Source organism: Bacillus sp. 3G2, assembly GCF_044324725.1.
Taxonomy (GTDB): Bacteria; Bacillota; Bacilli; order Bacillales; family Bacillaceae_G; genus Bacillus_A; species Bacillus_A mobilis.
Window position 1 is genome coordinate 3,669,638 of record NZ_CP172246.1, and the last position, 15,207, is coordinate 3,684,844.

At 36.3% G+C, this 15,207-nt stretch carries 14 protein-coding genes; 3 read left to right on the top strand and 11 right to left on the bottom strand.

Features of this window, described 5'->3' with window-relative positions:
• Positions 1–9: 9 nt before the first annotated feature.
• From def to ACHZK0_RS18710, 8 genes are all read right to left on the bottom strand, one after another.
• Positions 10–480, bottom strand: coding sequence for a peptide deformylase (gene def / locus ACHZK0_RS18675; RefSeq protein WP_262740394.1), 471 nt, complete (start codon positions 478–480; stop codon positions 10–12).
• 11 nt (positions 481–491) lie between these two features.
• Positions 492–2,897 (bottom strand): primosomal protein N', encoded by a 2,406-nt coding sequence (gene priA, locus ACHZK0_RS18680; RefSeq protein WP_270340274.1) that lies wholly within the window; start codon positions 2,895–2,897, stop codon positions 492–494.
• On the bottom strand, positions 2,894–4,099 hold the full coding sequence (gene coaBC, locus ACHZK0_RS18685; protein WP_262740396.1) for a bifunctional phosphopantothenoylcysteine decarboxylase/phosphopantothenate--cysteine ligase CoaBC: 1,206 nt from the start codon (positions 4,097–4,099) through the stop codon (positions 2,894–2,896). The genes priA and coaBC overlap by 4 nt, the downstream gene beginning before the upstream one ends.
• A gap of 172 nt (positions 4,100–4,271) precedes the next feature.
• Entirely contained in the window at positions 4,272–4,484 is a 213-nt protein-coding gene (rpoZ, locus tag ACHZK0_RS18690; protein WP_000933965.1) for a DNA-directed RNA polymerase subunit omega, read from the bottom strand.
• Between the two features lie 2 nt (positions 4,485–4,486).
• Complete coding sequence (gene gmk / locus ACHZK0_RS18695) at positions 4,487–5,104, bottom strand: guanylate kinase (RefSeq protein WP_001257740.1); 618 nt, start codon at positions 5,102–5,104, stop codon at positions 4,487–4,489.
• Positions 5,105–5,117: 13 nt separating this feature from the next.
• Positions 5,118–5,381, bottom strand: coding sequence for an extracellular matrix/biofilm regulator RemA (gene remA, locus ACHZK0_RS18700; RefSeq protein ID WP_001251456.1), 264 nt, complete (start codon positions 5,379–5,381; stop codon positions 5,118–5,120).
• Positions 5,382–5,448: 67 nt separating this feature from the next.
• Complete coding sequence (locus tag ACHZK0_RS18705) at positions 5,449–6,324, bottom strand: YicC/YloC family endoribonuclease (protein WP_270340271.1); 876 nt, start codon at positions 6,322–6,324, stop codon at positions 5,449–5,451.
• Between the two features lie 100 nt (positions 6,325–6,424).
• Positions 6,425–9,148, bottom strand: coding sequence for a calcium-translocating P-type ATPase, SERCA-type (locus ACHZK0_RS18710; protein WP_395760803.1), 2,724 nt, complete (start codon positions 9,146–9,148; stop codon positions 6,425–6,427).
• Between the two features lie 105 nt (positions 9,149–9,253).
• Between ACHZK0_RS18710 and ACHZK0_RS18715 the strand changes: the two genes are divergently transcribed.
• A complete protein-coding gene (locus ACHZK0_RS18715; RefSeq protein WP_016086580.1) occupies positions 9,254–10,963 on the top strand; it encodes an Rqc2 family fibronectin-binding protein in 1,710 nt (569 codons plus the stop codon).
• A 52-nt stretch (positions 10,964–11,015) separates the two neighbouring features.
• Here the strand turns inward: ACHZK0_RS18715 and ACHZK0_RS18720 are convergent, their stop codons facing one another.
• Positions 11,016–12,179: a lysozyme inhibitor LprI family protein gene (locus ACHZK0_RS18720; RefSeq protein ID WP_262740399.1), complete on the bottom strand. Its 1,164-nt coding sequence runs from the start codon at positions 12,177–12,179 to the stop codon at positions 11,016–11,018.
• 441 nt (positions 12,180–12,620) lie between these two features.
• Here ACHZK0_RS18720 and ACHZK0_RS18725 point away from each other — a divergent pair, with 441 nt between their 5' ends.
• Both ACHZK0_RS18725 and ACHZK0_RS18730 read left to right on the top strand, forming a co-directional pair.
• Complete coding sequence (locus tag ACHZK0_RS18725; RefSeq protein ID WP_270340268.1) at positions 12,621–13,691, top strand: M24 family metallopeptidase; 1,071 nt, start codon at positions 12,621–12,623, stop codon at positions 13,689–13,691.
• An 82-nt stretch (positions 13,692–13,773) separates the two neighbouring features.
• Positions 13,774–14,298: a DinB family protein gene (locus tag ACHZK0_RS18730; protein WP_262740401.1), complete on the top strand. Its 525-nt coding sequence runs from the start codon at positions 13,774–13,776 to the stop codon at positions 14,296–14,298.
• 32 nt (positions 14,299–14,330) lie between these two features.
• On the opposite strand, the gene ACHZK0_RS18735 is transcribed toward ACHZK0_RS18730, so the two are convergent.
• Both ACHZK0_RS18735 and ACHZK0_RS18740 read right to left on the bottom strand, forming a co-directional pair.
• Positions 14,331–14,699 (bottom strand): YoqO family protein, encoded by a 369-nt coding sequence (locus ACHZK0_RS18735; RefSeq protein ID WP_262740402.1) that lies wholly within the window; start codon positions 14,697–14,699, stop codon positions 14,331–14,333.
• Positions 14,700–14,714: 15 nt separating this feature from the next.
• Positions 14,715–15,080: a YoqO family protein gene (locus tag ACHZK0_RS18740; protein WP_262740403.1), complete on the bottom strand. Its 366-nt coding sequence runs from the start codon at positions 15,078–15,080 to the stop codon at positions 14,715–14,717.
• Positions 15,081–15,207: the final 127 nt, after the last annotated feature.

Genomic DNA, 15,207 nt, shown 5'->3' on the forward strand with positions numbered 1-15,207 from the left:
TTTTAATACCTATTCTAATTCGTTTTCTTCGTAATATCTTGTCACTTTCGATGTAAATAACACACCGTGTAAATGATCGATTTCATGTTGAATGGCACGTGCTAAAAATCCTTCTGCTTCTAGTAAAAATACTTTACCTCGGCGATTTTGCGCACGTACTTTAATATAATCCGCACGTTCCACTTCACCATAAAGTCCCGGGAAGCTTAGACAACCTTCGGGACCTACTTGTTCACCACGTTTTTCTAGTATCGATGGATTGATTAACTCGATTTTCCCAGTTTCATCATCGATATCAACTACCGCTACTTGCAAGCTTACACCTACTTGAGGCGCAGCTAAACCGACTCCGTCCGCAATTAACATTGTTTCATGCATATCTTTCAACAATTTCACTAACTTTTTATCAAAGTTAATTACTCTTTCGCATGGTGTTTCTAACACTTCATTTGGATGCTTTACTATTTCTAAAACTGCCATATTTCCCTCCGCTACATTAACATTGTTGGATTAAAATCAATTGAGATTTGTAGCTCTTTTTGCATTTCTGCTTGATAATGTTCATTTACCATTTTGAGCACGTTCTTTAAGTTTGGTTCCCGTTTGTATTTTATCATGCATTGATAACGATATCTATCTTTTATCCTTGGAATTGCTGAAGCAACCGGTCCTAACACCATCGTTTGCTGCGTGCAGTGCGCCCGTAAATGACCGACAATTTTTTCCGTCACTTGCACCGCCTTTAATAATTCTGGATGAGATACTGTTACAAGTACAACATAGTAATAAGGTGGATATTGTCTTGTTCGTCTCATTTGCATTTCTTGATCAAAAAACACATCATAATGTTGGTTCTTTGCTAATTCTATACTGTAATGTTCTGGCGTATACGTTTGAATTATAACTTCCCCTGGCAATTCATGTCTGCCTGCCCGTCCACTTACTTGCGTCAATAACTGATACGTCTTTTCACTCGCTCGAAAATCAGGTAAGTGAAGCATCGTATCTGCAGTTAAAACCCCGACAAGCGTTACTTTAGGGAAATCTAATCCTTTCGCAATCATTTGTGTTCCAAGTAGTATATCTGCTTTTTCTTCCCCGAACGCCTTTAATAATTTTTCATGCATTCCTTTGCGACTTGTCGTATCTACATCCATTCGAATGACTCGTGCCTCTGGAAATAGTTTTGTAATTTCTTCTTCTACCTTTTGTGTACCTGTACCAAAGAAACGAATATATGTACTTTGACAAGCAGGACACTCAGTCGGCATATTCTCTTCGTGACTGCAATAATGACATTTTAAACGATGGTTCATTTTATGGTATGTCAGCGAGATATCACAATGCGGACATTGTACAACATACCCGCAATCACGGCACATAACAAATGTAGAATGACCTCTTCTATTTAAAAAGAGCACCATCTGTTCTTTCTTTTCTAATCGATCTGCTATTTTTTCATGCAGTGCCTTCGAAAACATTGAACGATTCCCGTCACGAAGTTCCTCACGCATATCAATAATCTCTACTGTTGGTAAAGCTTGTTCGTTCATACGTTTTTCCATCGTTAGTAATTCATACACACCTTTTTTCGCTCTTGCAAACGATTCAAGTGTCGGTGTTGCACTACCAAGAACGATAGGACATTTATGATATTGTCCCCTCCACACAGCTACATCCCTTGCATGATACCTCGGATTATCTTCTTGCTTATAGCTCGATTCGTGCTCCTCATCAATAATAATAATCCCTAAATTTTCAAAAGGTGCAAATACGGCTGAACGTGCACCAACTACAACTTTTACTTCTTTTCTTAAAATCTTACGCCATTCATCATATTTTTCTCCAACAGACAGCGCACTATGAAGAACCGCAACTTGCGAGCCAAATCTACCTTTAAAACGATCTACCATTTGAGGCGTTAGTGCAATTTCAGGAACAAGCACAATAGCTTCTTTCCCTTTCGCGAGCACCGCTGCTATAGATTGTAAATACACTTCTGTTTTTCCGCTTCCTGTAACACCATATAGTAAAAATGGATTGTAAGTTTCATTTGTAATTGATGATAAAATCGGTGTAATAACTTGCTTTTGTTCCTCCGTAAGTGGGAATGGTTTCGTTTGTTCAAAATCATCCTCGTCATACGGATTCCGATATACTTCCACATACTTTTCTGAGATAAGCCCTTTTTTAACAAGTGCTTTAATCGGAGCATCTGTTATTTGCAACTCTTCTGTTATCACTTTCAACGGCACACTTTTATAATTTTCCACAAAATAATAGAGTACATCTTGTTGTTTTTTGCTTTTCAGTTCGAATGCTGCTAATTCTAATTTATCTTCTGGCAACTCCGGTTGGACGACTCTTTGTTTCTTCTTTTGCACTTTATCTTTTACCTGATAAACAACTTCAATCGTGCCATTTTTAATTTCTTGTTGAATCGTGCGATATAGATGTGGCTGCGTCTCAATAACTTCCCAATCTATCGCTTCTTTATCCTGAAATAAAAACAGTAGTTCAGGTGCTACTTCTTCTTGTTTACGAAGTTGTAGACGCTTTTTATACGTCGCTTTTATCGCCGTTGGGAGCATGACTTGAAAAGCTGAAATCATATAACATAACGTTTCGCTTGTAAGCCAATATCCAAGCTTTAATAATTCCTCGTTTAAAACTGGTGTTACATCTAATATTTCATGGATTGTCTTTAATTTCTTACTTTCTACTTCAGCCGAATCTTTGATCCCAATAATAAAGCCTTGCAATTTTCTTGGGCCGAATGGAACTACTACACGCATGCCTGTCTGGACAATATCTTCCCACTTTTTAGGAATAATATAATCAAATGGTCGATCTGTCTGACGTGCAGGTACATCAACAATTACACTTGCAAATTTCATAGACGATCATCTTCTAACATCATTTCAATTTGCTTTAATATTTCACGAGCAACCTCTTTCTTCGTTAAAAGTGGTAACTCTATAACTTCTCCATCTTTTCTATACATTGTTACAATGTTCGTATCTGTACCAAATCCAGCTCCTTGCGCCTTTACATCATTCGCAACAATCATATTCGCATTTTTCTCACGTAATTTTTTTGTTGCGTATTCCTCTACGTTTGTCGTTTCAGCCGCAAAACCGATTAGTAACTGTTTGTCCTTCATCTCACCTAACGTTTTTAAAATATCTACTGTTCTCTCGAGTTCGATTACAGCATCACCATTTTTCTTTTTCATTTTATTATCATGAACATATTTCGGGCGATAATCTGCAACTGCTGCTGTTTTAATGACAACATCTACGTTTGGATACTGTTGCAGAACTACTTCCAACATATCTTGTGCAGATTCCACTTGTACCGTATTCACATGTAATGGCGGGTTTAATGCTGTCGGTCCCGAAACAAGTATGACATCAGCACCTAAGTTCGCTGCCACTTCTGCTATTGCATATCCCATTTTCCCAGAAGAAAAATTGGTCATAAAACGTACTGGATCAATCTTTTCACGAGTTGGGCCAGCAGTTATTAATATTTTTTTTCCTTGCAATGGTTTTTGTTCTGAAAAAGCCTCTTCTAACCGTGCAATAATTGCTTCCGGTTCTTCTAGTCTTCCCTTCGCTACATAACCACACGCTAAAAAACCTTCTCCAGGCTCAATAAATTTATATCCTAACGTTTTTAAAGTCATCATGTTTTTTTGAACAATTTTGTTTTCATACATATGCACATTCATAGCAGGTGCAATCCACACTGGGGCTGTAGTAGCTAGCAAAGTAGTTGTAATCATATCGTCTGCAATACCGGCAGCTAACTTCCCAATACAATTGGCAGTAGCAGGTGCAACAAGTACTACATCTGCCCAATCTGCTAAATCGATATGTGCAATAACAGCTGAGTCTTTCTCATCAAATGTATCTGTATATACGTCATGGCGAGAAAGTGCTTGAAATGTAAGAGGCGTAACAAACTTCATTGCCGACTCACTCATCATTACTTTTACAATAGCACCAGTTTGTGTCAATTTACTAGTTAACGCAGCCGCTTTAAAGACCGCAATGCCTCCTGTTACACATAGAAGTATCTTTTTCCCTTTTAGCATATGGCTCGTCCTCTTTCTTTTTCAAACTTATAATACTGAAACAGAATTCCCAGCTCGTCAGTACCAATATTTCTTCCCTATCGTAAAAAAATAACAACCTACTTGTAAATAGGTTGTTACCGTTACATAGAAAATTATAAAGTCTATGTTTTAATTTGTCGAAAAGAATGTCTTAATCGATGATTTTGCCTTCGCTTGGTACATATTTTAATACTTCTGCATCGATTTCTTCTAGTGATTTACCTACACATTTATGAGAAACAGGTTGCTCGATAACACAGTTATCAGCAAGTTGCATTTCACGCGCACGTTTTGCAGCTACTGTTACAAGTGTATATTTAGAATCGATTTTTGTTAATAATGAATCAATTGATGGATTTAACATAATTATAGACCCTCCGTCATTTCTTTATAATATTTTGCTACTCTTTCGCGGCGGCAATGTTCACCAACCACAATTGCTTTAATTCTTTCACAAGCTAGTTCAACTTGATCGTTTTCTACAACATAGTCGTAAGCGTCCATCATTTCGATTTCTTCTTTCGCTACCGTTAAACGATTTTCAATAACATCTTCAGTTTCTGTACCACGACCGACAATACGGTTCTTTAGTTCAGATAAACTTGGAGGTGCTAAGAAAATAAATACACCTTCTGGGAATGCTTTCTTAACTTGAATTGCTCCTTGCACTTCAATTTCTAAGAATACATCTTTTCCTTCTTGTAATGTTTTTTCAACATAGTCAATCGGTGTTCCGTAATAATTACCTACAAACTCAGCCCACTCAAGTAATTTTTCATTACGAATCATTTCCTCAAATTCTTCTCTCTCTTTAAAGAAATAATCCACACCATCTACTTCACCTTCACGTGGCTTACGTGTCGTTACTGAAATGGAGTACTGAAAACGTGTATCCTCATGACTAAACAGCTCTTTTCGAACCGTTCCTTTACCAACCCCAGAAGGTCCTGAAAGAACGATGAGCAATCCTCTTCTACTTCTCATAAATATGTAAAACCTACCCTTCCTCACTTAAATCTTCTTTATTATTCAAACGATGTGCAATCGTCTCTGGCTGAATTGGACTTAATACCACATGCCCATCATCCATAACAATAACCGCCCTTGTTTTTCTCCCATACGTAGCATCAAGCAAAGCATTATGTTCGCGTGCTTCCTGTACTGTTCGTTTAATAGGAGCTGACTCCGGACTTACAATAGCAATAATTCGATGAGCAGATACAATATTTCCGTATCCAATATTTAAAAACCGCATGGCCATAGTTTGCGCCTCCTAGTAAGTCTATCCGATTTCTCCACCACGTATAACTTTATATATTTTTTGAAAGCTACTCAATATTTTGTACTTGTTCACGAATTTTTTCAAGGTTATTTTTCATTTCTACAACATATTTTGAAATTGTTAAGTCATTTGCCTTAGAACCAATCGTATTAATTTCTCTATGCATCTCTTGCACGATGAAATCCATTTTCCTTCCAACAGGCTCTTCAATCTGCAGTGTTTCACGAAATTGTTCTAAATGACTTTGCAAACGAACTAACTCTTCGTGAATATCACAACGCTCTGCAAAGATTGCGACTTCTGTTAACAATCTTTGTTCATCTAGTTCTTGATTATGTAATTCTTTTAAGCGATTTTCTAATCGTTCACGATATTTTTGCGTAACAATCGGTGCATGCGGAATAATTGCATTTACACAATTGTGAATCTCTTGTAAACGATACGCTATATCTTTATGTAATCGTTCTCCTTCGCCATCTCTCATCGTTTTTAACATATGAGCAGCTTGGCGAACAGCCTCATATAAACTGTTCTCAAATTGTTCATTTACATTTTCTACTTCTTCAATCGCTGTTACTTCTGGCATTGCCATTAATTGCTGAAGTGTAATAGAATCTTGTAATTGAAATTTTCCTTTTATATCTTCCATAATCGATTGGTACTGCTCAAGAAGCGACCAATTCACACTTAATTTTCTTTCAACAAGCCCTTCACCCGTTATACTAATAGACACTTCAATGCGTCCACGTCGAACTTGTTCTGCAATTATTTTACGAATTTTGTCTTCAAATACCATCATTTGCTTCGGAAGTCGAATACTCATCTCTAGAAAACGGTGGTTCACCGATTTCATTTCTACTGTAATTTGAAAAGTATCATTTTCTACTTTTGACCTTCCAAATCCTGTCATACTACAAATCATTTTTTATCACATCCAAGCCATGAAATAACTCAATGAAAAAGGTAATAGAGACAAGGCTCTACTACCTTCTGTAAATTATATCACATTTTCATATCATTGACTATTTCAAGTTTAATCCCTTCTTATATAATACTGGCTTTTCCTTCTTCCCCTTTTTCCCTGTTAATAAAGAACCTACTAATAAGAAGGTCGGAATTGATGACAAACCTCCAATTAACAACCAATCTCTCGCTTGTATTGGCATTGTACTAAAGATCGGTTGTAGCGGTGGGTAATATATAACCACTAACATTAACAGTAAAGAAATGATAACCGCTCCTACTAAATACACGTTCCCAAACGGATTACGGTGGAAGATAGAATGTTCACTTCTGCAATCAAATACATGAATAAGTTGTGCAAGTACCAACGTCGCAAACGCCACAGTTTGTGCATATTTCAGCTCATTTGGATGTTGATTATATGCAATAATAAACGCCACTAACGTCACTGCTCCAATTAGAAAACCACGGCTTATAATTTTCCAGGCAAGCCCTCTAGCAAATACCCCTTCTTTCGGATGACGCGGCGTTCTCTTCATCACGTCCCCTTCCGCCTTATCCAATCCTAATGCCATCGCCGGTAAACCGTCAGTAACTAAGTTCACCCATAAAATTTGAATGGGAACCATCGGCAGCGGTAATGCAAGTAACATTGCAAATAACATGACTAAAATTTCTCCTACGTTCGATGCTAATAAATAACGAATAAACTTACGTATATTCTCGTATATATTTCTACCTTCTTTAATTGCTGATTTAATCGTAGCAAAATTATCATCTAGCAAAACAAGAGAAGAAGCTTCTTTCGCAACGTCTGTTCCTGTAATTCCCATCGCTATCCCAATATCCGCTGTTTTTATAGCTGGAGCATCGTTTACTCCATCACCTGTCATCGCTACTATATGCCCTTTATTTTGCAACGCCTTAACAATTTTTAATTTATGTTCGGGTGATACTCGAGCAAATACATACGTATCTTCTACAACACTTTCTAGTTCCTCTACATCCATATTCGCGAGTTCTACTCCTTCAACAACACGTCCACCAGGTGGTAAAACCCCTAATTGTTCCGCAATTGCCATTGCTGTCACTTTATGATCTCCTGTAATCATCACTGTTCGAATACCAGCTTCTCTGCACTCTTTTACAGCCTGTTCTACCTCTGGTCTTGGCGGATCAATCATTCCCTGTATCCCGACCAACATAAAATCTTTTTCAACGTCTCTTTCATGTTCAATAGAATCCGTTACTTTTAACGGCTTAAATGCTACTGCAATTGTTCGAAGCGCTTGACTACCTAAACTATGAATAGCTGCCTGTACTTCTTTTCTATATAACTCACTTAACGGTTGTTGCTTATCTCCCCATAAAATCGTTTGACTCATTTGCAGGAGGACGTCTGGTGCTCCCTTCGTAACAAGAAACTTTTTCCCTTCTCTATCTCGCACAATTACACTCATCATTTTCCGAGTTGAATCGAATGGAAATTCACGAATAATTTCAAATTTCCCTTTCAGTGCCTCACGCGTTATCCCCGCTTTCATTGCTGCAGCTACAAGCGCTCCCTCAGTTGGATCTCCATCTAATACATACGCCTTTTTCTTTTGAATAATATTTGCGTTATTACATAGTAAGCCAAATGTAAGTAGTTGATACAGTGCTTTTGTTTTAGCCGGATCGAATTCTTTTTCACCTTTCAAAAAAGAGCCATTAGGTTCATATCCTTGCCCCGTCACTTTCCATAATTCTCCACCTGACCACATATGTGTTACCATCATTTTGTTTTGCGTCATTGTTCCTGTTTTATCAGAGCATATAACAGAAGCGCACCCTAACGTTTCTACCGCTGGTAACTTCCTTACAATTGCCCTCTTTTTAATCATACGCTGTACGCCAAGCGATAAAGCTACTGTAACGATTGCTGGTAATCCTTCAGGAATCGCAGCAACAGCTAGCGACACGCCTGCTAAAAACATATGATATACTTCATTCCCTTGATACACACCGGCTAATACGACAAGCGCTGTCAAAATAAGTGCCACAATAATTAATATTTTTCCGAGTTGCTCTAATCTTCTTTGCAGTGGTGTTTCCATTTGCTCTGCATTTTGTAACATATTTGCAATTTGACCCATCGCTGTATTCATACCAGTTGCTACAACGACCCCTGTTCCAGCTCCTCGTGTAATCATCGTACCCATAAAAGCCATATTTTTTTGATCACCAATTGAAACATCTTGCCCTTGCAAAGCTTCTACCTTCTTCTGCACCGGTACTGACTCTCCTGTCAAAGCTGATTCTTCGATATATAAACTTGATGCCTCAACAAGACGTACATCCGCCCCAATACGATCACCACTAGAAAATTTAATAACATCCCCTAAAACGAGCGCTTTAGACGGTGCCTTTACCCACTTTCCATTCCGCAGCACAGTAACCTGCGGGGCGGCTAGCTCTTTTAAAGCTTCCAATGACTTTTCAGCCTTTCTTTCTTGAAAAAAACCAAGAATACCATTGATAATAACAATTGCCACAATCGCAATAGAATCAATGTATTCACCTAAAAAAGCCGAAACTATTGTTGCACCAAATAAAACAAGTACCATAAAATCTTTAAATTGCGCCAAAAACACCATCAGTGCAGAAGGCCTTTTTGCTTCATCCAATTCATTTGTACCAAATTTTTCCATTCGCCCTTCTGCTTCTTTCTCTGTAAGTCCAACCTTCACATTCGTATTCGTTCTTTCTTCCACTTCATGTGCGCGCATTCCATACCAGTTCATCCCACTATCGACCTCCTGATTCCAGACATACTCTATTGAAAGCTTATTCAGCCTCGTCCAAAAAAATGCTATAATTAACTTTTAGTTAGAAAGGAGTGTTCATTTATGGCATTCGATGGATTATTTACAAGAGCAATTACACATGAAATTGCAAATTCTCTTTACACAGGAAGAATTTCTAAGATATACCAACCTTCAAAATACGAGATTTTATTACATATTCGAGCAAACGGAAAAAATCAAAAACTGATTCTTTCCGCTCATCCGACATATGCACGTTTACACTTAACAAATCAAAATTACGATTCACCCGCACTTCCGCCAATGTTTTGTATGCTTCTTCGCAAGCATTTAGAAGGTGGATTCATTGAAAAAATTGAACAAATTGATTTAGAGCGCATTATTCAAATTACAGTTCGCAGCAGAAATGAAATTGGTGACGAATCGCTAAAAACATTAGTAATTGAAATAATGGGACGACATAGTAACATCATTTTAGTAGACACAAAAACAAACAATATTTTAGATAGCTTAAAACACGTTTCTCTAGCAGTAAACCGACATCGAACTGTATACGCCGGGGCGGAATATGTTGCACCACCAGCACAACATAAAATTAACCCACTTCAGATTGAAACAAATGACGAATTTATTAGACCGCTAGACTTTCTATCTGGAAACATGGATAAACAGCTTGTCGGCACCTTTACGGGAATATCGCCGTTATTCGCAAAAGAAGTAGTAAAAAAAGCAGGTATGGTAAATGAAAAAGCATTAGCGGATGCATTTTTCTCCATACAAAAACCATTACTAACTCATACATATTCACCAACAATGACTACTTCAAATGGGAAAGAATTCTTTTATCTTTTCCCTCTTGCACACTTGCAAGGAGAAGACAAGACCTTCTCATCTGTTAGTGAATTGCTAGACCGTTTCTTTTTCGGAAAAGCAGAGCGCGACCGTGTAAAACAACAAGCTTATGATTTAGAGCGCTTTATGCAAAACGAAAAAAATAAAAATGAGAAGAAGCTCATTAAACTAGAAAAAACATTACAAGATGCCGGAAAAGCAGATAAATATCAACTATTTGGAGAACTCCTTACAGCCAATATGTACGCTTTGAAAAAAGGTGATAAAGATATTGAAGTCGTTAACTATTACGACGAAAATGGCGGAACTGTAAAAATCACATTAGATCCTTTAAAAACACCATCTGACAATGCGCAACGCTATTTCCAAAAGTACCAAAAAGCGAAAAATTCAGTTGTTGTTGTAGAAGAACAAATCGAAAAAACAAATGAAGAAATTCTTTATTTTGATAGCTTACTTCAACAAATGGAAGCTGCTTCTTCAAAAGATATTGAAGAAATTCGTGAGGAATTAGCTGAAGAAGGTTATATGCGCAATCGTAAAACGAAAAACGCAAAGAAAAAGCCTACCAAACCAGTATTAGATAAATATTTTGCAAGTGATGGTACAGAGATTTTCGTTGGTAAAAACAATAAACAAAATGATTATTTAACAACGAAGTTTGCCCGTCGTGATGAAATTTGGTTACATACGAAAGATATCCCTGGGTCTCATGTTGTCATTCGTTCTCTTGAACCTACCGAAGAAACTGTGTTAGAAGCTGCTAAAATCGCTGCCTATTTTAGTAAAGCAAAAGATTCTAGTTCTGTTCCTGTAGATTTCACTAAAATACGCCATGTCAAAAAACCGAGTGGTGCAAAACTTGGTTTTGTTACGTACGACAATCAGCAAACCGTATATGTAACGCCGGATGCTGATACTGTAATGAAATTAAAAGCGTAAATATAAAAAAATGCGTTGCTTATGAGCAACGCATTTTTTGTATTCGTTCACACTAGTTCATGTACCCATTCACTAATTCATAACATCTTTCTTTTGTCATCTTATATTTTTCATCTGCAGCTTCAATGTATTTCATCGTTCCATTATTTTCATCCGTAGCAATGGCTTTAACCTTACTTTCCTTTTCTTTAACCCATGCAACTTGTTTCGTTTTCAACGACTGAAACGCATCAGCTGACATCGTATTTTTTAATGTGCTGTAAATTTCATTTAGTTTATTATCCCACAGTTGATAATTTTCTTCTATTTCATTTACTATGTCATTTGTTGATATAGCATTTATATGTTTTTCTTGGTTTTCTAGAGCTGCTAACTCATTTAAAACCTTAGTTTTACCTACCGCTAACGAAGGTTCTTTTTTTGAACTAGTATAAGTACTAGAATCATTCCCCTTAACTGTTTCTTGCTCTTGAATAAAATCCTTTTTCGTTACCTTTTCTTGCTCTTCATCATCTACATTGTGAGTAATAACCGAGTTTTTGGCGTCAACAGCAACTACTCCGTTACTTTCTTTAAAAATATATTTTTTATTTCCACTATTCTCTTCTCTAACGAAAGAGACATTCTTGAAACCCTGTACTCTAAGAAGTTCTTTAGCTTCTTCTTTAGTTAAATTTAAATCTACTGGCGTATTTGATGACCATTTATCCATTAACCAATTTCCATCAGTATACACTAAAACAAATTCCCACATCTCCGCTTCATTCCCCATATCATTTGCAAGAGTAAGCGTCTCAATCTTTAAAACATCATTTTTCTGTGAATAAGTTATCCTCACGTCCGGCTCAATATGAATCGGAAATGGTAGCATATCAGTTTCTCTTGATCTGTTAAATGTATCAAGCAATCCTGGAAGCTCCTTCTCCACAAACTTATCTGAAACTAACCCCTTAACGCCTTTTTTAGCTGTTCCTAAATCTCCAGGATTATTTCGGCTCCATCCATTTTCTTTTTCCATCTCATTAAATGCATTTGCTATTGCATCTACATTCTTTCTTACAATCTTTTTCGCTTCTTTTTCTGTCACTTCTGGCGCTTCATTAAGCTGTTCAATCGTTTCATTTACTTGAAATTTATTTTCACTTTTTTCACAACCTGTTACAACTAGCATACTAGCCGCCAAGCAAAATGACATTACTTTACTTAATTTCTTCATATACCCACAATCCTTATTCCTTCATATTCGTTACGTTTCCCTATCTCCGTGAGAAATCCAACAATTACCTATTATATCAACAACAATCATTTATTTATATATTAAATTTTATATTAGAACAAAACAAAGGACATACTTTCAAAATATATACTAAAAAATCTCTTATCCTTCTCTTCCATATTGTCAAAAAAATTGACAGTGCTATTTCGAATTTGTATAAATTTTTTGACACCTTGTAAAGAAAGTGAAATTTCGGTCGATATTTTCTCATTCTCCCACTGATAATTGAAATAATCTGTATTTCACGAGCAGCCCATCACCCACAAATAATGGGCTAAATTCCCTACCTAAAATATATGCAATTTCTTTTATCTTCTCTCTAAAAATATTTTTTTGGCACGCTATTTGCTTTATTCAATACTGTGAATAGGGGGAATTAACATGGCTTTGAAAATTAATAAAATTCAAAATCAACTACAAAACTATGAAATTGACGGATTACTGATTACAAAAAAAGAAAATCGCCAATATGCAACAGGCTTTACAGGTAGCGCTGGCGTCGTCTTAATCTCTGCGGATAAAGCTGTTTTTATCACTGATTTTCGCTATGTAGATCAAGCGAAATCACAAATAAAAGATGCTGAAATTATTATGCATACAGGAAATTTAGAAAAAGAAATTGCAAATCAAGTATCGAAATTAAACATTCAAAAACTCGGAATTGAAGAAAACAACATGACATTGCAACAATATAAAAACTTACAAAAATACGTACATGCGGAAATGGTTCAAGTGTGCGAAATCATCGAAAATATTCGTATCATTAAAGACACGCCTGAAATAGAAACAATGAAAATCGCAGCTAATATTGCTGACGAAGCATTTCACCACATCCTTACGTTTCTAAAACCAGGAATTAGTGAAAATGATGTAAGAGATGAGTTAGAATTTTTCATGCGAAAAAAAGGGGCTACATCCTCTTCCTTCCAAATCATTGTAGCTTCTGGCGTCCGTTCTTCACTTCCTCATGGAGTTGCATCAAATAAAATAATCGAACGAGGCGACGTCGTTACATTAGATTTCGGTGCACTTTACGATGGATATTGTTCCGATATAACGCGTACTGTAGCAATTGGGGAACCATCAGAAAAATTCAAAAAGATATACAATATTGTACGAGAAGCATTAAAACGTGGGACGGAAGCAATTAGACCTGGGGAAACTGCGAAAAGTATCGATGATATAACGAGAGATTACATTACAGAACATGGATACGGTCAATATTTTGGACACTCTACTGGTCATGGTCTTGGGTTAGAAATTCATGAACCTCTCCGCTTATCCCAAGAAAGTAAAGCTACTTTAGAAGAAGGTATGGTCGTTACCGTTGAACCTGGTATTTACATACCAAACTGGGGCGGTTGTAGAATTGAAGATGATATTGTCATCACAAAAGACGGATATGAAGTTATTACAAAATCAAATCGGGAACTAATTGTTATCCCTTGTTAAAATCATAGCCTTTTTAAAGGAGTTTTTCGTTGCACATAGAATTCTTTCTCTGGAGTCATCGTTTAAAGAGGGGGAATTTAAATTGAATTTTGTAATTGATAAAATAGATGGTTTACAGCCTGAATTTTCCAAACTTGTTTCCATGATGAATTATGCTCGCTATACAACAATGCAAGCGGTGGAAGGTTTAACAATTGAAGAACTTGATTATTTGTATGATGAAGAAGCAAATTCAGTCGGCATGCTTTTGTACCATATGGCCGCTATTGAATTTTACTACCAGATTCATACTTTTGAAGACCGTGAACCTACGGAGGCTGAGTTAGAACGGTGGTTACCTGCTATTGAGTTAGGAGCTCTTGGCCGCGAGAAAATAAAAGGAAACTCTATAGAATTTTACATAAACACATTACAAGAAGTACGTTCCAAAACGATCGAGACTTTTCAATCGTTACCTGATGAATGGTTATTTAAAACGACAGACTTTTGGTATGACAAACCAGCAAATAACTACTTTAAGTGGTTTCACGTATTTGAAGATGAAATCAATCATCGAGGACAAATTCGTTTAGTTAAAAAGATGCAAAAAGCTCATTCAGTAAAATGAGAAAATGCCACCAGATAAGGTGGCATTTTCTTTTATTCATTAACGAATAACTTTTCGTTTACTTTTTTAGCGACTCCCGCTACCAATATTATAATGCATATTAAATATAGCAATTTCGCAATAAATAACCAGCCTTGAAACATTACAATTCCATCTATTATCTCATTTCCTTTCAATAACAAAAATGGAATCGTGCTAATTATAACGACAAACTCGATACTGAAAACAATTTTCTTTTTTCGGCTATATGCCTTCCATTCTTTCCAGCGATACATAGGTGCAAAAATCAATACTCCTATACATAATATAACTGGCACCCATTCACTTTTAAAAAATTGCCCTGAAACAACTGATAATAGTAAACAAACGAGCACGCCATAATACCCTATTTTCTCTCTCAATCGTACTACCCCATTCTACTTCTTCTTTAATATGTAACTTGCTATGCTTATAACAATTTTTAGAAAAATAACTACTACAATGACAATATAAAGACCTTTTGCAGACGACATCCATTGTTGAAAAATAGACATTTTCTCCATTTGTTTCTGCCCTTCTATTAAAATAAACCCTACGAAAAATGAGCAAACAACAATGATACCTATCATAATTCCAATACTTTTCTTACTATATTGTTTCATATCATCCCAGTTATATAAAAGTATAAACACAAACCCGAAAACAGGTATGATACTGATCCATTCATTGTTTGTAAACAGGTTTAAAATGATTAATAGACTACAAGATATAACGAATCCCCAAAACCCAATTTTTTTGTGCATAAGCCCTCCTTAAATTCCATTTTTAGGATTAATTGTATTGTAACATCCATTTACCATAACAGTACATGAAATTTCATTTTTTCTTTTTCCTATACTCACATACTTTCACTGCTTTCATACAATAAAC